The 24,327-nt window shown below is 38.1% G+C and carries 16 protein-coding genes; 14 read left to right on the top strand and 2 right to left on the bottom strand.

Annotated features, from left to right (window positions below; genetic code table 11):
- Nucleotides 1-28: 28 nt before the first annotated feature.
- From HPE56_RS06240 to HPE56_RS06205, 8 genes are all read left to right on the top strand, one after another.
- Nucleotides 29-1,309 (top strand): Nramp family divalent metal transporter, encoded by a 1,281-nt coding sequence (locus HPE56_RS06240; protein ID WP_188242920.1) that lies wholly within the window; start codon nt 29-31, stop codon nt 1,307-1,309.
- Nucleotides 1,310-1,326: 17 nt separating this feature from the next.
- A complete protein-coding gene (locus HPE56_RS06235; protein WP_188242919.1) occupies nt 1,327-2,265 on the top strand; it encodes a sugar phosphate isomerase/epimerase family protein in 939 nt (312 codons plus the stop codon).
- 33 nt (nt 2,266-2,298) lie between these two features.
- Complete coding sequence (locus HPE56_RS06230) at nt 2,299-3,864, top strand: glycoside hydrolase family 28 protein (protein WP_188242918.1); 1,566 nt, start codon at nt 2,299-2,301, stop codon at nt 3,862-3,864.
- Nucleotides 3,864-6,395 (top strand): glycoside hydrolase family 20 zincin-like fold domain-containing protein, encoded by a 2,532-nt coding sequence (locus HPE56_RS06225; protein WP_188242917.1) that lies wholly within the window; start codon nt 3,864-3,866, stop codon nt 6,393-6,395. The genes HPE56_RS06230 and HPE56_RS06225 overlap by 1 nt, the downstream gene beginning before the upstream one ends.
- 4 nt (nt 6,396-6,399) lie before the next feature.
- Complete coding sequence (locus HPE56_RS06220; protein WP_188242916.1) at nt 6,400-7,668, top strand: glycoside hydrolase family 88 protein; 1,269 nt, start codon at nt 6,400-6,402, stop codon at nt 7,666-7,668.
- A 39-nt stretch (nt 7,669-7,707) separates the two neighbouring features.
- Complete coding sequence (locus HPE56_RS06215; RefSeq protein WP_188242915.1) at nt 7,708-10,527, top strand: TonB-dependent receptor; 2,820 nt, start codon at nt 7,708-7,710, stop codon at nt 10,525-10,527.
- Between the two features lie 260 nt (nt 10,528-10,787).
- A complete protein-coding gene (locus HPE56_RS06210; protein ID WP_223170213.1) occupies nt 10,788-11,585 on the top strand; it encodes a glucosamine-6-phosphate deaminase in 798 nt (265 codons plus the stop codon).
- Between the two features lie 96 nt (nt 11,586-11,681).
- On the top strand, nt 11,682-12,542 hold the full coding sequence (locus HPE56_RS06205) for a polysaccharide deacetylase family protein (RefSeq protein WP_188242913.1): 861 nt from the start codon (nt 11,682-11,684) through the stop codon (nt 12,540-12,542).
- A gap of 384 nt (nt 12,543-12,926) precedes the next feature.
- Here the strand turns inward: HPE56_RS06205 and HPE56_RS06200 are convergent, their stop codons facing one another.
- Together HPE56_RS06200 and HPE56_RS06195 are read right to left on the bottom strand one after the other, a co-directional pair.
- The gene (locus HPE56_RS06200) at nt 12,927-13,409 is read right to left on the bottom strand and encodes a RidA family protein (RefSeq protein WP_394355035.1); all 483 of its coding nucleotides are present in this window, start codon (nt 13,407-13,409) and stop codon (nt 12,927-12,929) included.
- A 181-nt stretch (nt 13,410-13,590) separates the two neighbouring features.
- Complete coding sequence (locus HPE56_RS06195; protein WP_188242911.1) at nt 13,591-13,899, bottom strand: nuclear transport factor 2-like protein; 309 nt, start codon at nt 13,897-13,899, stop codon at nt 13,591-13,593.
- A gap of 641 nt (nt 13,900-14,540) precedes the next feature.
- On the opposite strand from HPE56_RS06195, the gene HPE56_RS06190 reads away from it, so the two are divergent.
- From HPE56_RS06190 to HPE56_RS06165, 6 genes are all read left to right on the top strand, one after another.
- Nucleotides 14,541-15,092 (top strand): RNA polymerase sigma factor, encoded by a 552-nt coding sequence (locus HPE56_RS06190; protein ID WP_188242910.1) that lies wholly within the window; start codon nt 14,541-14,543, stop codon nt 15,090-15,092.
- Between the two features lie 94 nt (nt 15,093-15,186).
- A complete protein-coding gene (locus HPE56_RS06185; RefSeq protein WP_188242909.1) occupies nt 15,187-16,113 on the top strand; it encodes a FecR family protein in 927 nt (308 codons plus the stop codon).
- Between the two features lie 71 nt (nt 16,114-16,184).
- Nucleotides 16,185-19,682 (top strand): SusC/RagA family TonB-linked outer membrane protein, encoded by a 3,498-nt coding sequence (locus HPE56_RS06180; RefSeq protein ID WP_188242908.1) that lies wholly within the window; start codon nt 16,185-16,187, stop codon nt 19,680-19,682.
- 11 nt (nt 19,683-19,693) lie between these two features.
- A complete protein-coding gene (locus HPE56_RS06175; RefSeq protein WP_188242907.1) occupies nt 19,694-21,427 on the top strand; it encodes a RagB/SusD family nutrient uptake outer membrane protein in 1,734 nt (577 codons plus the stop codon).
- 25 nt (nt 21,428-21,452) lie between these two features.
- Nucleotides 21,453-22,310, top strand: a complete 858-nt coding sequence (locus HPE56_RS06170) for an endonuclease/exonuclease/phosphatase family protein (RefSeq protein ID WP_188242906.1) — start codon at nt 21,453-21,455, stop codon at nt 22,308-22,310.
- 100 nt (nt 22,311-22,410) lie between these two features.
- Entirely contained in the window at nt 22,411-23,598 is a 1,188-nt protein-coding gene (locus HPE56_RS06165) for a metallophosphoesterase (protein WP_188242905.1), read from the top strand.
- Nucleotides 23,599-24,327 lie beyond the last annotated feature (729 nt).

Raw genomic sequence — 24,327 nt, 5'->3', positions numbered from 1 at the left:
TTAACGTACACGAAATACGAATAACGGAATGGGCGATAAACACAAATTGGGTAATACAGGATATCGAAGCAAATTAGGAGCTTTCAAAGGCAAGGTAGCCCTTTTAGTGTCTTCTATAGCTCCTGGATTATTTTTATTGGGATATAATATAGGTACAGGAAGTGTTACCACTATGGCCACTTCAGGAGCCCAATACGGATTGCGGCTGAGTTGGGCGCTTTTATTGTCCTGCGTGTTTACCTATTTTTTAATTATCAGTTTTGGAAAATTTACCATAGTATCCGGTAAAACGGTATTACAAAGCTTTAGAAGTCGTTTTGGTTATGGTATAGCCATGTTTATCCTATTGTCCTTGATTCTTAGTGAATTTGCTTCTTGTATAGGGATAATGGGGGTTGTGACCCAGATAATACAAGAATGGTCCAGACCATACACTTCGGATGGTAGCGGATTTCATCCCATGCTGATTTGGCTTTTTTTTAGCGCCATACTCGTCTTTCTTCTTTGGCAGGGTAGGTATAGGTTTTTTGAAAAAGTATTGGCGGTGTTCGTTGGTCTGATGGCAGCAAGTTTCTTAATGACCCTTTTTGTCACAAGTCCGCCACCGGTAGATTACTTGATTGGTTTGATTCCGACATTGCCAAAGGAAAATCACACTTTTTTGATAATCTCAGGTATGGTGGGAACCACAATGGGAGGTGTACTCTATGTCGTTCGATCGGTTTTGGTCTCAGAAAAAGGATGGACCCTAAAGGATTTGAAAATTGAAAAACGTGATGCGGCAATCTCATCGGGGCTTATGTTCATACTTAGCCTAGCGGTTATGGGATGTGCTGCGGGTACCTTATTCCCAAAAGGCTTACATATAGAAAATGCTATTGATATGGTTAAATTGATGGAGCCCTTGGCGGGGAAATTTGCATCCTCCATATTTGTTTTTGGTATTGTAAGCGCCGGACTCTCATCGCTTTTTCCAATCTTATTGTTGGCACCGTGGCTTTGGTCCGATTTTCAAGGGGTCAAATCCAATTTAAAGTCACCCGTTTCCCGCGGTTTGATAATTTTAGGAATTTTGATAAGTGTTACCTTTCCATTATTTGGGGGCAGGCCTATCTTTATAATGATCGCTTCCCAATCACTCGCAATAATGGCAACCCCACTAATCCTTTTTCTCATCTTGATATTATTGAATGACAAAAAAATAATGGGGAAATACAAGTTCAATATAAGGCAAAATATAACCATGATTCTTATCCTATTATTCACCATATATATGGCTGTAGTGGGGTATATGGGTCTGTTCTTTTAAATTGATTTTAAAATTATATGGAAATAAAGTCAAAAAGAATAAGTCAAAAAATCACTTGTGCTTATTTATATACAATCAGTAAGTATGGTTATCCACCAAAAGTGGAGAATACCACGGCACATATTAGGGAAATGGCAAGTCTGGGTTTTTCGTCCATTGAATTGGAGGGTATAGGGCATGCGAATATTGAATATTTATATCAAAATCAGAAGGATATTGTGCAACAAGTTGAGGAATTGGGACTTGAAGTCCCCGTTTTTTGCATCGTTCTTCCTGAAATGAGTGCCTTCGACCATGAAGTGAGACAAAAACAGTTACGGTATTTTGAGCAGGGATGTGAAATTGCCAAAGCATTAGGTGCAGAAGGTGTTTTGGACAATGGTCCTTTACCTCCTTATAACTATCCTAGCGATATGCCGATCCAGAGACATTATACGGGGGATCAACTTTACGGATTGCCCTTACCTGAGAATTTAGAATGGGAAACCTATTGGAAAGGACTGGCTACCACCTATAGCGATGCATGTGATATAGCCGACAAATATGGCCTGAAATATCATTTACATCCTTGTGAAGGGAGTCTCGTCTCCAACACAGATGGTTTTGAGAATTTCGCCCGTATTGTTGATCGAAAAAACCTTGTTTTTAATTTGGATACGGCCAATCAGTTCTTTCTTAAAGACAACCTTGCCCTATGTTCATTAAGGCTGGCCAATAAAATATCATACATCCATATATCCGATAATACGGGCAGCCAATTGGGTCACTTGATGCCTGGTTCCGGTGATGTTCATTGGGATAGTTTTTTTCAAAGCTTGAAAAAAACCGGTTTTTCCGGTCGGTTCGGAATAGATATAGGTGGTGCTGAATCCAATGTGGGGAATTTGGACAAGACATATAGTGAAACAGCACTTTGGTTGGAAAAGCAAATCGAAAAACATCAGTTATTCCAATAGAAAAGTTATAAAATGGTAATGACTTTAGCTAAAATGAAAGGAAATAGACACAGAGGGTATATGACTTTGAGAAATCTGCAAATGGTAATATGCTTTTTGTCGATCCATGTCTTGTTGGCCCAATCGTATGATATTACGGAATACGGTGCCATAGGGGATGGAATAAAAGATAATACGACCATTATCCAAAAACTTATTGACCGTTGTTCCTCTTCCGGTGGTACGGTCCTAATTCCAAAAGGGGTTTTTCTTACCGGTACTTTAATTCTCAAGGACAATACCCATGTACACCTCAGTCAAGGAAGCGAACTTCGGGGAAGCACCAACCCCAAAGACTACCCCTTACTCAATGCGGGAATTAGTTTTTATGGTGAAGGTTGGGCAAAACAAGCCTTAATTTTCGCTAAGGATGTAAACAATATCCAAATCTCGGGTAAAGGGACAATCAATGGACAAGGGGAAACTTTTAAAATCACCACGAATAAAAAACCAGAACGTTATAAAAATCGACCATACCTGCTTTGGTTTTCCAATTCCAAAAACATAACCGTAAAGGATATCGAATTGAAAAATTCCGCTTTTTGGATGCAACACTACTTAGGTTGCGAAAATGTGACTCTTGACGGATTGCGAATATGGAACCATTCGAATAAAAATAATGATATGATGGACATTGATGGTTGTAAGAATGTCACTATTTCCAATATCATCGGGGATTCCGATGATGACGGAATAACGCTAAAAAGTACATCCCCATTGATTTCGGAATATATTACGATCACGAATTGTATCATCAGCAGCCATTGCAATGGACTTAAAATGGGAACGGAATCCACAGGAGGGTTCAGAAACGTCGTCATTTCCAATTGTATCATACGTCCATCAAGAAGTAAGACAAAAATTTATGGCCTCGACGAAGGTATTAGTGGTATTTCATTGGAAGTGGTAGATGGGGGAATCATGGAAAATATATCCATTAACAATGTGGTTATGGAAGGTCCGGAAGTACCTTTATTTATACGATTGGGAAATCGAGCAAGAAAACACAACCCTTCTGCAGCTATTCCAGGACTAGGAAAAATAAGGAATATCAGAATCTCCAATATCACAGCTACCGGTGCAGGGGAAACGGGGTCTTCAATAACCGGCATAATTGGGGCGAACGTTGAAAATGTATCCTTGCATAATATCGATATAATGGTTTCCAAAACTGGAGAATCGGAATTGGCTGCCGACCAAGTTCCCGAAATGGAAAACGCATATCCAGAAGCTACTATGTTCGGAAAACTTCCTGCCTATGGATTTTTTATTAGGAATGTAAAACAATTACAAATGTCGAATGTGAACATACGGCATACAAATAAGGATCCAAGACCGGGTATCCGAATCGATAATACAGAGGTATTTTCCCTCTCCGGTTTAAATCTACAATCGGATATTAACACCAAAAAGGTAGTTGACGTTCGACAAAGCACGAATGGTTGGATTCAAAGTAACCATCAATATCCTGCCTTACATTACCTCGTAAAGGACAAAGATTCCAAAAACATAGAACTCGAAGGAGATTTTCCCTTTCTAACGTCAAAAAACAAAAACTGATGAAGATGTTGCATCCTAAATATTTTCTGTTCTTGTTCGTACAGCTGTGCATGGGCCATTCCGCCTTTTCACAAAATCTTCCTGTAGTCCCTTTACCCCAGATAGTGAAAGAGGGTGGTCATAATATGGACTTGGACCATATCCAATTACAGGTATCCAAGGGAAGCAATATTGGCAATCTAGTCGAATTGTGGAATTCATATTTCAAGGAACAACCATCCCATTCCGGTACCACAAAGAAACCATTGTTACTGGGTATCCTCGGGGATAACCCGGATTTTGACGCCATGCTCTTGAAAGCGGTCCAAGAAGACCAAATAGCAACGATTGGGAATGAAGGTTATGTTCTGGTTCTAAGGAAAAAACAATTCATGTTGGCTGCCCATAGTCAGGCTGGACTTTTCTATGGATTACAAACATTGAGACAATTGATTGCCTCGGAATGGGAGAAAGAAGTTGTGGTCATAGACTGGCCCGATTTCCCTGAAAGGATAATCATGGATGACATCAGTCGGGGACCAATTTCAACATTTGAATACATTAAACAACAGATCGATCGGTTATCGGCATTGAAAATAAATGCCCTGACCTTCTATGTGGAAAAAGTCATACAATCGCCAACCTATCCCGATTTTGCCCCTGGTGATGGCAAATTGACCTTGAGTCAAATAAGGGAATTATCAGAATATGCAGCTCAGAATTACATGCACCTCATAGGGACTTTCCAATCTTTTGGCCACTTTGAAAAGATATTGGCATATCCCCAATATAAGGATATGGGAGCGACCAGTACAATGATTTCACCGATTGACCCAAAAGCGAAATTATTTTTACAAACCATATTGGAAGAATATATCGATGCCTTTAACTCACCTTATTTTAACGTCTTCTGTGATGAAACCTGGGATATAGGACGTGGAAAAACCAAAGCCTATGCAGAAAGTGTGGGAATTCCTCGCTTTTATGCCGAACATATCAATTTTTTACATGGCATTCTCGCAAAGAAGAATAAAAAAATGATGATGGCGGGTGATATCATTCTCAAATATGAGGAAATATTGGATATGGTGCCAAAGGACATCATGTATCTTACTTGGGAATATGGTGCCAAGAAAGATTTTTCCCCATGGATAAAACCTTTCGCCGATAGAAAATTGGATTTTATGGTCACTCCCGGAATCTTGAATTCCAATCGACTGTTCCCTGACCTGACTATGGCTAGGACAAATATCGACGAATTTTCAAAGGCGGGTTACAAAACAGGGGCCAAGGGGGTGTTCACTACTATTTGGGATGATGGCGGAATACATCTTTTCTCCAACGATTGGTCTGGTGTGGGCTTCGCTGCCGAAAAAAGCTGGAATGTTGGAGATACCCCAAAATTCAACGAAAGATATGGTCAAGTTAATTTTGGTTGCAGCGACACCTACTTCCAAGCCGTTGAACAATTACTTAAGCTAAAGGATAACCCCCTTACGTTTGCCATGGGCGATGCCATTTGGAAACAGCAATTATTACCGGAAGCAGGACATAGTTTGATCGTGGAGACCGTTGGTCTAAAAGAGGCACTTGAAAATATAAAAAATGCCAAGAGTATTTTAAAGGAACCTTGTGCCACAAGGAACCAAATGGAGATGCAATCCTTGGAATTGATCGTAGACCAATACCACCTACTTTTACATAGCAAAGAATCCTTGTTGAACATTGCGGAAGATTATAAGGAGGCTTCAAAAATACAACTGTCACATACCCCTAAAGCCAGGGCAATACTTATTTCCTGTATGGCTCAAGTAGGGGAACTCCATAAAATGTATGGTCTTTTGGCCAATAGATTCCGTCAAGCTTGGTTAAAGGAAAATCAGATTTACGGACTTGATTATGCTCTGGAATTTTATAAGGATAAGGAAAGTTCCCTGCACAAACTAGAGCAGGCCTTATACAAACAATTAACCTATCTGGATTTAGGGCTGTCTTTAGCCCCTCCACTTCAAATAGGTTTGGATCTGCAGGAAAACAACAAAATATATTTTAAAAACTGGTTACTATTGGGTAGTATTCCGTTGGATACATTGGAAGTACTTCCCGATTTCACCTATAATCCTAATCCCAAAAAGGATATTCCCCCTGTTAAAGGAACAACATTAAACTATAGGGGAAAGGAGTACCAATGGACGGAATTCCAATCCATCGATGGCTCTGTCATTAATTTACGAAAGCAGTTTACCTCCAATGAAAAAAGTGTAGCCTATGCGTACTGTTCTTTAGATGCCGATCAAGCCAAAAACGTGAAGGCATTTATTGGAAGCAATGACGGGATGGAAATATTCGTGAATGGGAAATTGATTCACTCCAAAATTATAAAACAACCTTTTATCATAGATGAAACGGAAATTATACTGCCACTCAAGAATGGGCGCAATGATATTCTTTTACGAATATCACAATGGAAGGGCGAGTGGCAGTTTTCGTTTCGTTTAGATGATGAAGAAGTACGATACCGTGAGTACAACTATTTCACTTTAAAAAACTAATCCTATGAAAAGCAATACTACTACCTACAAAATCATGTATCCCTTATTCCTGCTCTGTTTATGTGTGGGTATTTCCCAAGAAACTTATGCCCAGGAAGATATAGAGGTCAAGAATAGCATTTTACAGGCAATCGAAGAATCTGCAACTTATATTTCCACTACTATTTTGGATGAAGAGGGGAAATCGCAATGTGATTATAATTTGACCGAGGGGAAGTGGTATCCCTATGAGGTTCCTTGGCATACCGGACAAGCGATTTATGCACTCCTACATGCCTACCATGCTACTGGAAACCAGCATTACCTCGATCGAGCAATTACGGCCGGGAATTATTGGACGAGTTTGGAAATCAAGGACAAAGGGAAACTTCAAGGAATGGTAAAGGGTCTTCATGGGGATTTTATTGGGGATTCATCGATTATTTTCGCCACCATTTCCGATGGAACCCCAGGTATTTATGAACTTTCAAGGGTTACCGATAACCCACATTATGCAGAAGTGGCTACCTCTGCGGCATCTTGGATGCTTGCTAACATGTACAACGAAAAAGAAGGGGTTTGCTATGATGTGGTTAATAATAAGGGAGAGGTTCAAAAAGAAAGTAGTCCATTCTGGGAAGCTAAGGATAAGGAAAAACAAGACCTTTTCGACGTTTCAAGACCGAATACCGAAGGATGGCTTTTTCTGGATGCTTACCACTATTCACATGATGAAAAATTTAAGAAAGCCTATATCAATTTATGCAATAGCTTATTGGAAAAGCAAGGTCCAGAGGGACTTTGGATGCATTTTATGCCCAATTTCATGGATGCAGGTTCTTTTCATCCCAGATTTAACCTGTGGTATGCGGAATCGTTGATAAAGGCCTTTGAACTTACCGGTGACAGAAAATATCTAGAGGGAGCAGCCAAAACGGCTAGGGCCTATGCAAAAGTTCAAACCAAAAATGGAACGATCTATTACAAAAATTTCATAGATGGCAAAGAACCCGACAAAGGTTCGATTTGTGGTTCTTCCGTGGCATTTTCCGGTATTGTATGGATGGAATTGGCCAAATACGGATATACCGAATTTGAAGGCCATATAGAACTATCGTTAAACTGGCTTTTGAAAAATAGATTTTCCATAAACCACCCAGACCCAAACCTTAGGGGTGCCATAGTGAATACAAGAACTCGGAGTAAAAAGGGAAAAAACTGGATGGTGAATCGTGATATAGGTACTTCATTTGGTTTACGATTCTTTGCCGATTACCTGGATTACAAATATTAGAATACCCAAACAAAATTTTATAAACTCAAAACTATGATTATGAATAAACAAGAAAGTTTCAGATTTAGGTTCTTAAGAAGTAGATGGTTGCTTTTTTTTGCTCTTAGTTGTATAGCAGTCCTTACAACATCGGCACAAGGCACACCTGCCAGCATTCACGGCCAAATTAGTGATGAATTTGGTACACTCCCAGGTGCCCAAGTGTTTATTAAGGGGTCTACCATGGGGGCCGCAACAAGCCTTTCCGGGGATTATGTTATTGATAATTTACCAGCAGGTAATTACACTTTGGTCGTAAGTTATTTAGGTTTTACGACAATTGAAGATGATGTGACAGTACAAGCAGGCGATAAACTGCTAAGGAATTATACAATGACCCAAAGTTCTACAGAGCTAGGAGAGGTAGTTGTGAGTGGGGTTCGTGAAGGTCAATATAAAGCATTGAACCAACAACGTAATGCTGATAACATCAAACAGGTGGTATCCTTAGATCTTATGGGCCGTTTTCCTGACCTTAACGTTGCGGAGGCCTTACAACGTTTACCTGGGGTTACCATAGGTAGGGAACGTGGAGAAGGTGCGGATGTGCAATTGAGGGGTACACCAGCTAGCTTTACGAATATCAATATAAATGGGGAACAGATCATGGGTACCCAGGAAGAAGGAAATAGGAATGCGCAATTGGATGTAATTCCAATCGATGTTCTTTCCTCTATGGAAGTTATAAAAACACTTACCCCTGATTTGGATGGGGATGCCATCGCTGGGGTTGTAAATATGAGGACCCCTACTGCCTCAAGTCTAAAAGCAAAAGGATCCGCCAATTTAGGGGTCGGATACAACGATTTGAGAGAAAAACCCAATGCCATTGGCAACTTTAGTTATGGCCAGCGTTTTTTAGCAGATGAAAAAGTACCCATGGGACGATTAGGTATCATAGCAAGTGGAAGCTATTTTAGGACAAAGAACGGTAGAGACCGTATTGAAGCCAAAAGTTGGAAAACCAAGGATGTCGGTGGTGATTTGGGTGAAATAATTTATCCGACCGATTTCCGATACCGTTATTTGGAATCCGTACGTACCCGTACAGGACTTTCCGCTACCGTGGATTATAAATTCAGTCCATCTACATTTGTTATCGCCAATGCTATGTTCAACAATAGGGATGACGATGATACGCGTTATCGAAGACGTTTTCGTATGGATGGTCCAGAAATTCAGGAAGACGGTTCTTATTATGACGATAGGGCCAGGGCATATAATCAGGTGCTGACAAGAACCCAAGATGTAAAAAACGCAAATTACAGCTTACAAGGAGAAACTAAAATAGGAACTTCTACCTTGGATGCCGCTGTTTTCTACACGGATTCCCAAAGAGATTACAATAGTGATGCCGTTAGTTTTAATTCTGGCAGATTTCCAATGACGAATAGGGACATTAACACGAGTTACCTACAGACAGAAGGTGATTATAATGATTCTTCAATCTATTCATTAAATAATTTCGAGTCTAACGATGTCGTAACCCATGGTAATAACACTGTTTTTAGAGTGAATCTTTCAATTCCATACCGTTTGGGTTCTGGAACAGGGAAAATAAAAACTGGACTTAAAAGTAAAAGCTTGTTCAACGAAAGATACAGACCTAGTTCTTCTATTTACAGTGAGTTTTCAGGAGATACATCAGTTTTGTTAACCGATTTTGTAGGTTCTAACGAATTAGATGCCAATTTTATGGATAACCATCTGAATTTCGGTCCTAATGTATCTACTTCTGCTATTGATTATTATTATGCAAATCCAAATAGTTTTACTACAAATGAAGACGCAAGTAGAATTTCAGCGGATACTTTTTTCTATGAAGCAAATGAAAATGTATTTGCAGGATATGTAATGACCCAGCTTCAGTTAGACAAACTTATGATACTTTTAGGGGCAAGGATAGAGCGTACAGATGTCGATTATACCGCAAATATTGTGGAACAAAACGGTGAGTCTTGGGTATCTACTACACCCATTACCATTGAAAATGACTATACCAAAATACTCCCAAATCTTCAGTTTAAATACAATCTGAATAAATCCTCATTGATTAGGGCAGCACTTTCTTTTGGATATTCCCGTCCTAATTTTTCCGATTTGGTACCCTCTAGATCTATAGGCATAGATAGTGAGCAAATAACCATGGGAAATCCTGATTTAGAACCCGCTTTTTCTACCAACTTGGATTTAATGTATGAAAAATACTTTGATGACTTAGGAATTATTTCTGGAGGGTTATTCTATAAAAATATAGACAAGTTCCAATATACCAGTCAAACTTCTGTAATCGGTGATGAATTTGATGGTGCCTCGAATTATGAAGATTGGTTACTATATCAAACCCTAAACGGAGAAACAGCAAAGGTATATGGAATGGAATTGAATTTTCAAAAGAATCTGACTTTTCTCCCTGGCGCACTTAAAGGGCTTTCATTTTATGGTAATTACACCTATACCTACTCTAGTGCAGACACCCAAGACAGAAAAGATTTAAACTTACCGGGACAGGCACCCCATTCCGCTAACGGAACGTTGTCCTTTGCGTATAAAAAGTTCTCAATTAAGGGAAGTGCCAATTACAATGGCACTTATGTCTTGAGCTTGGGAGCAAATGAGGATGAGGATATTACACGTGATAACAGATTGCAATTTGATGCAAATGCAGCTTATCAACTATCGAAACACTGGACAATCTACACGGAAGCCTTAAATCTTACCAATGCCGCCCAATTCGATTATTATGGTGATAAATCCAGGGTCTACCAAAAAGAGTTTTATTCTTGGTGGGCAAGAATGGGTGTTAAATATCGATTCTAATCTAGAATAAACGGTATTTCAAGACCATAAAAATAACAGTGCTATGAATCGCGAAATATGTTCCATTCCCTAAAACGGAAGAACGTATTTCGCGAGACGTAGCCATTAACGAGATCAATAAAGGAAAGTTAAACTTAGTTAGATGGAAACCTATGGTTTTCAAACTATCGGATAAACTATGCGGTAGAGCCTCAAGAAATTCTTCAGATTAAATACATACTTATTGGTGTGTGTTCATTTGGGGCAAAACATAGGGTTGCATGTTTATTAAAACAACCATTGTAAGTATGATTAAGGAGACAGTATACGGAAAACTAAAAGTGCAATTCCATCAGGATAAACGAGACGCTGGAAGAATGATGGCACAGTTGGTGGCCCTACGTATAATAAAACTTCTCGATAATAAGGAAACCATAAACATGATTTTTGCAGCGGCACCTTCACAGCTCGAATTTCTAGACTCCTTGCTTTTACATGATGAAATTCCATGGGAGCGAATAAATGCCTTTCATATGGATGAATATGTAGGGTTGGATAAAAAAGACGCCAGCAGTTTCAGTAGTTTTTTATCACAACATATATTTGACAGAGTTCCCTTTAAAAAGGTACATCTGATCAACGGTAAAAATGCATCCCCTAAAATGGAGTGTGACATTTATTCCTATTTATTGCACAAAAATCCCCCGGATATCGTATGTATGGGTATAGGGGAAAATGCCCATATAGCTTTTAATGATCCCCATGTTGCCGATTTTAAGGATTCGGAAACAGTTAAGGTTGTAGACTTGGATAATGATTGTCGGAACCAACAGGTCAATGATGGTTGTTTCACATCCATCAACGATGTACCAAAATTTGCACTTACCCTAACCATTCCCTGTCTTATGAAAGCACCCCATATATTTTGTATCGTACCAGGGAAAACCAAGGCAAAGGCGATTTACCATACGCTGCTTTCACCCATAGGGGAGAAGTATCCTGCCACATGTTTACGTGAACATATGGATGCAACACTTTTTTTGGACCAAGAAAGTTCTTCTTTAATAGACGGTAATTAGATAACCGGAATATGGCTTATTTGCAGAGGTAATCAATTAGAAAGGACAATACACTATTCAAAAAATCAACCAAAAACTTTAAAAACCTGATTGAAAATGAATTCGGCACAAACATTGGGATTCTCCGAAACAACCAAATTACTGATCATCCATGCAGATGACGCCGGACTTTCGCATTCCGAGAATATGGCAACGATACAAGCCTTGGAGAATGGATTTGTAAATTCATACAGCCTTATGGTACCCTGTCCGTGGTTTTATGAAATGGTATTGTTCGCCAAGGACAACCCCCAATTTGACTACGGAATACACCTAACACTGACCTGTGAATGGGAAAATTACAAATTCGGTCCTGTCCTGCCCATTTCCGAAGTACCAAGTTTAGTGGATGGTAATGGACATTTCTATAAAAACAGGAAAGATCTTGGTAAAAACGCGACGCCAGAGGATGTTCGAAAAGAGCTGCATGCACAGATAGGGAAAGCCCTGGAATTCGGATTACGACCTACCCATATTGATTCTCACATGTACAGTGTCGGGGCCGATCCGGCATTTTTTAAGATCTATAAGGATTTGGGGAGGGAATTGAATCTTCCGGTTTTGATCAATGAACAATTGATGCAGATGGTGGGAATAAATCCTGAACAGCATATCGAAGAGGGCGACTTCCTGATTGACCGAACCTATGTTGGGGAATTCAAGTATTTTGAGACGGGTAAATTGGGGGACTTTTATAACGACATTTTGGAAAACTTATCAAGTGGGATCAACCTTATCCTAATCCATCCCGCATTTGATGACCGTGAAATGAAGGGCGTAACCGTCAACCATCCAAATTTCGGTTCCGAATGGCGGCAAATCGACCTCGACTTTTTCACCAATGAGGAAAACAGGTCAAAACTCCAAGAAAACAATATCGAATTAATCACTTGGAACGACATAAAGAAATGGAAATAGTAAATGTGTGATAAGCGTAACAAACTTACCACAGCATACTGGTTTTCATTATATACCATTGAATCAAGCCTCTTCAAGAGGCTTTTTTTTGTACCCATGGGAAATGGAAAATTTAATTTCGGCTATTGGGTAACCAAAGTGTTTAACGTTAAGTAAATTATATACTTGCCAAAGGGTAGGCTTTCGAGTTTGTCCTTTTTCAAATGTTTGCTTTTTACTGTTGCAATTAATAAGACTCAAGCTAAATACAACTACGGTTATTGTCTTAATCAATCTTTTCATTAGAATCCTCTCCATTGTATTTTTCAACAGCACAAGGATCAAGCAATGGCAAGTAGGATAGAACCAAGCTGTTTATGTTCACGGTGTTGTACGTTCGCGCTTTTATTCAGATTTATGTACTTCGAATTCAATTTCAATCATAAATTTCGGTACGGCCAATTCTGTTACGCCGAGCCAAGAACCTGTCGGAAATTGTTTGGTGTATATTTCATTTCTGTAGGCAGCGTTTTCGATGAACAATGCCATATCGGTCGTGAAAACATTTTCCACAACGACGTCATCAAATGTGCAACCATAGTGTTTCAGTATTTTATCCAAATCCGCATAACAATTTTTCATTTGTTGTCCAAAATCCCCTATTGCAGTTGGATTCCCTTCATCGTCCATACTCACGGCACCGGATATTTTAATATCATTTCCGATTTTGACTGCGTGTGAGTATCCGTATGCCTTCTCCACTTCTGGCCGAAGTAAAAAGTATTCAGGTTTTTCAGATTCAACAACAACTTCCTTTTCCACTTCTTTGGTTGCTTCTTTTTCCTTTGGGTCACAACCTTGAATTGTAAAAATCAATGCAAAAAGCATCAAAATCAAAGTCGGTTGATGGGTTGGTTTTTTCATGGATTCAATTTATTATTTTATACCTGAATTTAATCGGATCCAGATTTTTTCGTTTTTATATAAGTTTCGTCCTTAAGGAACATGATCTCACAAGGTGTTTGCTTCCCTTATTTCCAATCAATCACTTTTCGGAATCGCCAACTTCTTAGTGTCGACAAACTGCTGAAATGCGGTAATTTCCTTCATCATTAAGCGTCCATAGATGTGCGGCTTGTGTGCTATAGCTCTTTCCGGTTGCCTTTACCTTAGCATCATATCTCAGGGTCGCTAAGACCATATTATCATTCATGCCATGCACTTTTACATCCTGTAAACTAAAGTATTCGTGAACTTCAGTACGTTTTTTAGATATGCTCGTAGATGCGCTTAATTTCGATAATAGTTCGGCATTATGGGCACTTGGAACCAAACCCAGTTCCAAATAGGTAATGAGAGACCTTTTAATGAGGGTCATGAACAACTAGTGTTCTCGTTTGGTTTTAAAGCGTGTCCTCGGCCTTCATGGAGTTTGTCGTACTAGGGTAGGTTAAAATAAGAAAATAAAAGACATAAAAAAACGGCTTGTGCGTACACAAACCGTTGATTTTGCTGGTATTGATCTTTGTAGCGAGAGGGGGGCACGATCCCCCGCCCTTCGGGTTATGAATTTTCAAAGACCCCCTGTTTTAGGCTATTTTCAAGCTTTTTATACAAAATCGTATTAGGTAGAGTATACGCTGATTAATTTCGAAAATTAATAAATAAAAGCTGCAGTTAACTTTTCTGGAAAAGGACAGGTATAGTTGATAGATCAAGGCTTTAAATTTGGTTTTTTATTTAGTAGTCGTAAAAACCTATCATTAGTTATAAATTGGATAACTCATTGTTAATATTCGAAAAAAACTATATTTAGATTTATTCCGCCTATTATCAATCACCTCATTAACCTACTCTTATTGATACATGTTTTTTTTAGTATATTGTCAATTATTTGCTAAAATCTTTATTGAATTACATTATTTATTGTATAGATTTAATCTTTTTATAATAATATTATAATTTAATCTTTACTTTTAATTAATGCTTCCTACTTGAATATTTAATTTATTTGTGGCTATGAAAGAAAGCAATATTAACCTAATTTCTTCTTTTGATCTGATGGAGAGGATAAAGAATTCTGATGAATTAGCCCTCCGAATCCTATATAGTAGGCTTTGGGAACGTATGTATGTCTTGGCTTTTGGCATACTACGTGACGAAGCGATTTCAAAGGATATTGTTCAAGAGATATGGATAGATTTATGGGAAAGAAGAAATAAGATTATTAATCAGAATATTGAAGCCTATATAATTACAGCAACAAGGTTCAAGGTTTTTAGAACCTTGAGGGATTCGAAGATGAATGTAGTTTCGATGAAGTTTTTAGAGCAATTAAAAATACCTGAAGCGGAAGGAGCATTGGAAAAAATATATGCTAACGAAACAGAGTCTAAGATACATAAAGCAGTAGAAAAGCTACCCAAAAAATGCAATCAGGTATTTCTTTTGAGTAGACAGGAAGGGTTGGAAAACGCTGAGATTTCGAAGATGTTGAATATTTCCCAAAGGACTGTAGAAACCCATATTTCCAATGCAATAGTTCGGATAAAACGAGAACTTTCTATATAGGTGTTAAACCCATGTTTTTATTTTTTTTCAAAATTTATTGATTTTTTTTACGTGTGACGATAATGTTCTGGTATATAATAGTAGAACATAAGTCATGACCGAAAAAAAATTCAAAGAACTTATAGATAAATATCTGCAAGGAAAAACTTCGCCGGAAGAGGAAAAAATCTTAAATGATTTTCAAGACTTCGCAATTTCCCATTCAACAGAAAGTGTTTTTAAAACCGATGACAATAAGAAAAGAATCAAAGAAGATGTCTTTGGTAATATTGAAGATCATATAAGCAAGAAAGCTTCTAGAGGGGGATGGATAAGGATAGCGGCTTCGATTGCAATCCTAATAGGTTTAGGAACCTTTTTTTATAATACCGGTTTCTCGAATGCCATAGTGATTACCAATAATTCCGAAACCTTTAAAATCACCAAACTTGAAGACGGAAGCCAAATTACGCTCAACGCATACAGCTCATTACGTTTTGACAATAATCATAAGGGGGTACGACTTGCAGAGTTAGATGGTGAAGCCTTTTTTGAAATAGCGAGGGACGAACAAAAGCCTTTCATCATTAAGACAGGATCAATAAGTACAAAGGTTTTGGGAACTAGTTTTAATATAAAGGAAACTGATTCTGTTATTGATGTTACGGTAGCTACAGGTCTAGTTCAAGTTTCCAATGGCACCAATGCAGTAAAATTAAAACCTAACCAGAGGGTTAAATACAGCTCAACGTCAAAATCTTTTAAAACTACCGAAATAAATCACAATCTGTACACATCATGGTATAAGAATAAGGTTGAGTTTAATGGAGTTAGAATGGTTGATTTGGCCAAATATTTAGAATCTAAATTTAGTGTAAACATCAATTTTAAGGAGGAAAAGTCAAAAAATGTTCAAATGACATTGACCATTTCTAAAGAGGAATCTTTGGAGGATGTATTGAATACTATCAATTATATCAGTGAATTAACATTAACCAAAACCCAAACCAATGAAATAGAAGCCAATTTTAAAAACCAATAAAAACGGAGAAGGGCCTGCTGTTACAGACCCCTCCATTACAAGCGTCGAATGTCAAATAAACAACACTTAATATGAAAACAGATTTTAATTTCTTTAAACCTAAACTGCCAATATTGGCATTCCTATTTTTTATAGGGGCCTATGCCTCCGGTAGTTCAAACAGTCCAAATATAAGTATTAAACTTAAAGGTGCTAAGCTTGTTGAGATTTTTTCCGAATTAGAACAAAAAACGGAATATGAATTCAATTATGGTCAATTTGTACTAAATAATGAAAATAAATATTCAATTGCCCAAGAAAATAGTCCTTTAGAAAGGATATTGGAGGATTTATCAAAAAAGGCCAATTTTATATATAGGATCAATAAAAATCAAGTCTTGGTCGCACAAAGTTCTATAATTGGCAGTGCAGAACAAGAAGGGGTAATTAAAGGGTTGGTAGTTGACAGTGATGGTAATCCTTTGCCAGGAGCTACTGTTATTGAAAAAGGGACCAATAATGGTACAACTACTGATTTTGATGGAAATTTTTCTCTAGATATTTCAAGTGCCGTAGCCACAATCCAGATTACCTACATAGGTTTTGAAATGCAGGAGGTAACGGAAGCAGCGGGTTCAAATATCGTCATTGAATTAAAATCGGGTTCCAATACTTTGGATGAGGTAGTTGTTATCGGTTATGGAAAGAAGAGTAAGGAAAAGCTAATCGATGCCGTTACGAAAGTTGATATTTCTACTATTGAAAATCGACCATTGTCGAATGCAGCAATAGCATTGCAAGGAGCAAGTCCTGGGCTTAATATTGTTCAGACTAGTGGAAAACCAGGAGACGCACCAAGAATTAATATTCGAGGGTTTACAACTATAAACGGTGGTTCTCCATTGGTGATGGTAGATGGAGTTGAAGGAGATATCAACAACCTGAATCCTGATGATATTGAATCGATAAGTGTTCTTAAGGATGCTGGGGCATCTGCAGTTTATGGTGCCAGGGGTGCGTTTGGCGTGGTATTGGTAACCACTAAAAAAGCAAAGAAAGGAGACTTTACAATCAATGTGAATCATACAACAGCCTTTAGTTCACCCACGATGAACACGGATTTCTTAACAGACCCATATAAGTCTACAATGTTAGTAGACGAGGCGTTTAGAACTGCGGTAGGAAGATCGTATACTGGGTATACCGAACAAGATTATGCCAATCTTCTTGAAGTTTCACAAGACCCATCAAAGGCTAGGGTCATAACCGATATACGAAATGGAAGAGAGCAATACGTTCATTATGGGGCTACGGATTGGTGGAATACTTTTTTTAGAAAAAACTCACCATCCAATATAACAAACGTTTCCCTTTCTGGTGGTTCTGAAAAAGTGAGAACATTTTTCTCATACAGAAACTTTCAATCTACAGGGATATTAAAAGTGCAAGATGATATATATAAGCAATATAATCTTAGGGGGAAACTAGAGGTTGATGCGAAAGACTGGTTGACCTTTAGCAACAACATGCAGTACAATCGCTCAAATGATATTCAGCATGGAGGTAGTCAATACGGTAATTATACGAATCCTTGGAGTAGCCTAATATGGGTACATGCCTTACCGGCTTATGTTCCAGTTAATCCAGATGGTAATGCACTTTGGAGAACCGAATTGAATAATTATACCGTAGGTGATGGAATTTATGCCGCTCTTCTACATGGTAAATCAAAACAAGAAACGGATAATCAAGAGTTTTCGAATATCGCAACGGCGATTATTACACCTTTTGAGGGTATGGAAATAACAACTAGTTATGCCCTGCGAAAAAAGACGTACAATAGATATCAAAGATCTACTAGAATACCCTATTCGATATTTACCGATGAAGTCGGTATTATGGGAAGTGATAGATTGACAGAGTTTAATACTCAATCGAGTTACAATGCTTTTAACATTTATGGGGAGTATAGGAAACAGCTTTCAGATCATTTTATAAGTGGTATGGTAGGTTTCAATCAAGAGTCATATAATGTTAAGAATATAGAGGCTAGTAAATTGAACAGTATATCGGATGACCTAAATTCGTTGGGCTTAGCCACTTCTAATGCAGAGGCAAATGGAAGTGCTTCAGCTTGGGGATTGCAAGGTCTTTTCTATAGACTTTCTTATGATTATAAGAAGAAATATCTTTTGGAGTTTAACGGGAGATATGATGGTTCTTCAAGGTTCCCATCTGATTATCGATGGGGATTTTTTCCATCAGTTTCTGCCGGATGGATTGTTTCCAACGAAGAATTCTTAACAGAAAACAACATTATAAATCAGTTTAAACTGAGAGCATCTTATGGTTCTTTAGGTAATCAGAACATTGATGATTATGCGTATATCCCAACCCTGAACAAGGATATAGATACCGGTTACGCTATTGATGGCAGTACCTTGGATTATATTGAGTCGCCAAGCTTGAACCCAAGGGCTATAACTTGGGAGGAAGTGAAAACCTTAAACCTAGGGGCGGATTTTTCGTTTTTCAAAAATAGGTTGACGACAAATTTTGATTGGTTTCAAAGGGATACGGAAGGCATGCTTACTCAAGGAGCTACTTTGCCAAGTGTTTTGGGTGCAGCATCCCCACAGGAAAATGCAGCGGATTTACGCACGAAAGGTTTCGAATGGTCTGTAGGGTATAATGATTCTTTTGAAATTGGTAATGACAGGTTTACTTATTCAATTGTAGGTTCCTTATCCAACTCAAAGACCAAGATTACAAGGTTTGATAATCCTACAAATAGCTTATTGGATTATTACGAAGGTATGACCATAGGTGAGTTATGGGGATATCATATTGATGGTCTTTTTCAAACAACTGAGGAAGTTGCCGGACATGCGGATCAAACAAGGGTCTCCAATAGAATTGTTGCCGCAGGTGGACTTCAACCTGGGGATGTTAAGTATAGTGACTTAAATAATGACGGGTTAATAGATGAAGGCGAAAATACATTGGATAATTCGGGTGACCGTAGAGTTATTGGTAATACCGCGCCACAATATCTCTATAGTTTTAAGTTGTTCGCAGCATATAAAGGCTTTGATCTGTCCGCCTTTTTTCAAGGAGTTGGAAAACAAGATTGGTATCCGGATCGTGATTCAAGGTTGTTTTGGGCCATGTACAACAGACCATATGATTCGTTTATCCGAAAGGATTTGGCCAATGATATTTGGACCCCTGAAAATACCGATGCATACTTCCCTAGGATGTTCGGCTATATTTCTCTTTCCGATAGCGATGCACTAGGTGCCGTTAACAATAGATATTTACAGGATATATCTTACCTAAGAATGAAGAACATCACTTTAGGGTATACACTACCTGCCAAAATAACCGACCGTCTACCTTTCAATAAGTTAAGGGTGTATTTCAGTGGTGAAAATCTGTTGACCTTTACCAAGCTAACTGATTATATAGATCCTGAAGCTGCTGGTAACTCTGTAAACCTGAATTCCCCATCGACTTCCACAAATAGAAGTACGGCTCAGACAGTTCCATTTTCAAAGATTTATTCATTAGGTATTTCATTACAATTTTAAAAACACACATTATGAAATTTAAATATTTAATATTAACCTGCATCCTTTTCTTGACCGGATGTAGTGATGAGTTTTTAGACAAAGAACCATTGTCGGAAGTATCTCCAACCAATTTCTTTTTAAAGTCAAGTGATTTACTGTTATATACTAACGGATTCTATAGAATGTTTCCCAGTGAGGCTATATATGACGGAGATGAAAGGGCGGATAATATTGTAGCCACTACCTTGAGCGAAGAAATGCGTAGCGCCAGAACTGTACCGACCACTGGAGGTGGATGGGATTGGGAATACCTTAGGGATATTAATTACTTCCTTGAAAATTATGAAAAATGTGAGGATGAAGCTGCTAAATTACACTACAGTGGAGTGGCCTATTTTTTCAGGGCTTATTTTTATTTCGAAAAATTGAAAAGGTTTGGTGAAGTTCCTTATTATGAAAGTACTATTGAGGCAGATGATCTAGAAAGTCTTCAAGCTCCGAGAGAAAGTAGACAGTTCATTGCAAATAAGATCTTGGAAGATTTGGACAAGGCAATAAGTAATTTGAACGAAGAGGTTCAGGCTTATCGTATCACTAAATACAGTGCACTTGCACTAAAGTCTAGGGTAGGCCTTTATGAGGGGACTTATGAGAAGTATCGGGGTATTACGGGGTATGAGACCTACCTTAATGCCGCTGTGGATGCCTCCTTGAAATTAATGGAAGACTCACCATATGCCGTGTATAGTGCAGGAAACATTGAAGCGGACTACATGAACTTATTTAATTCCCACGATGCGCAGACCGCTGAAGTTATCTTAAGTAGACAGTTTTCACAAACGGTAGCGATAGATCATAATGTTAATTACTACACCACCACTTCTTCCTATGGTAGACCTGGAATGCCCAAAGATTTGGTGAACAGCTATTTAATGACAGACGGGTCTAGGTTTACCGATAATGCAGGTTATGATCAAATGTTCTTTACCGATGAGGTTCAGGATAGGGATCCCCGATTATCACAGACCATAAGAACTCCCGGTTATACAAGAAAGGGAGAAAGTATGGAGTTGGTGCCTAATTTAGGGGCGACCATGACCGGTTATCAATTAACAAAATATGTGACAGAACCTGTATATGATACTTATGATGAGTCTATAGGTGATTTACCTATATTAAGGTTCGGTGAGGTCTTGTTGAACTATGCGGAGGCAAAAGCGGAATTGGGAACACTGGAACAATCCGATTTGGACGCCTCCATACAATTATTGCGGGCAAGAGTAGGCATGCCTGCAATGATCTTAAACGATGCCAATGGTGATTCTGATCCATTTTTGGAAGATCAGTATCCTATGGTAGAAGGAACGAATAAAGGTGTAATTCTAGAGATTAGAAGAGAACGTAGAATTGAGCTTTATATGGAAAATCTTCGTTGGGATGATGTAGTTCGTTGGAAATCAGGACAGACATTGACCCAACCACTAAGGGGATTATATTTTCCTGGAGTCGGGGATTATGATATGGATGCAGATGGGAACATTGATGTTGTTTTATTTGAAGGGGATGAGCCTTCTGGGCAAATGGAAGGTATTCAATATATAAAAGTTGGTTCTGATATGTATTTCGACGAAAACAACTTAATCAATCCTCAACCAGATTTTAATGTCAGATCTTTTAATGAAGATAGAGATTATCTATATCCAATTCCTAGGGTAGAATTACAATTAAATCCAAATTTAACGCAAAACCCTGGTTGGGAATAATTCGAATAATAAAATGGAAAAAAAGATGATTTCAAGACTTATAGTTTTGTTTTTTATAGTTGGTTCACTGAACACATTTGCACAGAATCATACCGATATAAAAGCAATGACTTTTAATATTCGTTATGCAAGCCCGAATGATGGTATCAATATCTGGGAAAATAGACGTGATTGGCTATGTAGTAGTATTGATTTTTTTGATGTGGACGTTTTTGGAGCGCAAGAGGTAATAAAAAGTCAATTGAACGACATGGTCAAAAGATTACCTGAATACGCTCATATAGGCATAGGAAGGAATGGGGGTAATGAAGGAGAGTTTTGCCCCGTTTTTTATAAAAAAACAACATTCGACCTATTGGACAGTGGTACATTTTGGTTATCAGAAACACCGTCGGTGACAAATTCAAAAGGCTGGGATGCAGCATTACCCCGTATTATAACATGGGTTAAATTAAAACATCTCATTAGCGGTAAGGAGTTTTACTTTTTTAATGCACATTTCGATCATAAAGGAGTAACCGCACGTTTGGAAAGTGCAAAACTTTTGAAGAAAATGGTTAAGAAAATAGCAAAAAATGAGTCATTCTTGATCAGTGGTGATTTTAATCTACCGCCTTCATCAGAGGCTTATTCAGAGCTTGTTGACCAAAAGGATGCCAATATCAAGCTCTTGGATAGCAAGTTACGGGCTAAAAAGATTTATGGGCCTTCTTATTCATTCAATGGGTATTTATTAGAGCCGGATGAGGAAAGGGAGAGAATAGATTATATATTCAGTAGTGAGGATGTGACTATTTTGAAACACCATACCATTGATGGTCAAAGAGGAGGTAAATATATCTCCGACCATTTCCCCATTTTGGTAGATGCACGTTTCCAATAATATTTTTTATGTGCCGCCCTATATAATGAGATGGGCGGCACTTTTTTTATAGTCAGGTCTGGCCATAAATATTAAAATCAAATGTTATTAAAAATAAAGAATGATAAAAAAACAAAATAAGATATCGAGTCTCCTTCACATAATAATTGTGTTGGTATGCGCTGTGAAATTCACATATGGTCAAGATATAGCCATTACACACGGCCCATTTATTCAATATTTAACGGCCAATAGTGTGGTGATCAATTGGAGCACTTCCGTTGATGGCGTTTCATGGGTAGAATATTATGAGGAAGACGGCTCTAATTTTTACCAAAAAGAACGTTTAAAAGTATATAGTGCAACCGGCGGATTAAAAAATATAAGTAAACGGCAGTCGGTCACCATAGATGGTCTTAAACCACGAATAAAATATGCCTATCGCATTTATTCGCAGGCAGTAACCAAAGAGGGCAATTTGGGCAAAATAGCAGCCACACAGGTATATAAAAAAAGACCATTGTATTTTACGACGCTAGATTCGGAAAAAGAGCGAACATCATTTGTGGTTTTAAGCGATATGCACGAAAACAGGGCTAAAGTGGGAAAACTCCTGAATAATGTGGAATGGAACAAAACCGATTTTGTATTGCTAAACGGCGACTTTGTAAACAACGCTACGGGCGAAGAGGCGATATACAGTGTGCTGGATACTTGTGTGGATATATTCGCAAAGGAAAAACCGGTCTATATTGTACGCGGAAATCATGAAACAAGGGGAGCCGCGGCAAGTGAATTGGATACCTTCTTTCATTTTCCACAAAAGGAATACTATTATACATTTTCATCAGGAACGACTTTCTTTATTGTGTTGGATTCCGGGGAGGATAAACCGGATTCGGATATTGAGTATGGTGGTATGGCAGATTTTGATTTGTACCGTAGTAATCAGGCTCAATGGTTATCTGAGGTGGTGGTATCAGATGCATTCAAGAATGCGAAACAAAAGATTGTATTCATGCATATTCCGCCTTTTAGTGAAAAAGAAGGAAATGAGTGGCATGGCGAGTTGGAGGTTAGGAAAAAATTCATGCCTATTTTAAATAAGGTGGATATTGATTTGATGGTATGTGGACATAAACACGCCTATTCATTTATGCCTACAGTACCCGATAAAAATAATTTCCCGATTATCGTATTAGATCACAATTCCCGATTAAATCTCTTTATTGATAAATCAGGGATTAGTGCAAAAAGATTCAATGCTGATTCAAAAATGATTTCTGATTTATTCTTTAACCGTAACTAAATAGAAGAAAATTAATCGAAATCATCCCTTTGGACTACTCAATTTAAAGATGGGTACAATTATAGCCTGTTCAAATTGAAGAGTGTTCTTTATAATGGTTAGACCTGTTAGGAATAGGGGAGTAAAAATTTATAAATCATAGATTAAAATACTTTGTAAAGGTTAAGCAATTAACATTTATAGATAATAGGGTAACCTCGGGTAGGCAATGTGGTGATTATGGGGTAGTAAGTAAGCTTGTCATGGGTAGGTGAATTGTTGACTTGGGTGGTCATTAGGGTAGTCTATTGACAGCTGAATGTGTTTTTTGGGTAGTAAAAGTGCCGTATTGGGTAGTTGATATGGTTTGTTAGGTAGGCTAGGGTAGGTAATTTGCTTACTAAAGAGTAGGGGCAATAGGGTAGGTGTCGGGTAGGCATTTTTGATTATATATATCATGTGTATTCTAACACAAGTTGATTTTGGTATCATTTGGCGTTATTTTGCATGGAGCAACCAAATCTTGGCAACAGTAGTGCTATGTGCTATTACAGCCTATTTAACCTATACCAAAAAGTTCATCAAATTACCGAAACCGAAAATATCGTTTGAGTTTGTTAGTTAGTTTGAGCCGGACTTCATTTTTTTGAAGTCCGGTTTTTTGTTTAAGGGACATCATCCTTTTATATTTTCCATCTTTTTATCAATAAATTTAAGGAGGAGTCCATAAGCTGGTTTGGCCATTTCTCC

The sequence above is a fragment of the Maribacter aquimaris genome, from assembly GCF_014596745.1.
Taxonomy (GTDB): Bacteria; Bacteroidota; Bacteroidia; order Flavobacteriales; family Flavobacteriaceae; genus Maribacter_A; species Maribacter_A aquimaris.
This window is presented reverse-complemented; position numbering and strand designations above follow the sequence as displayed.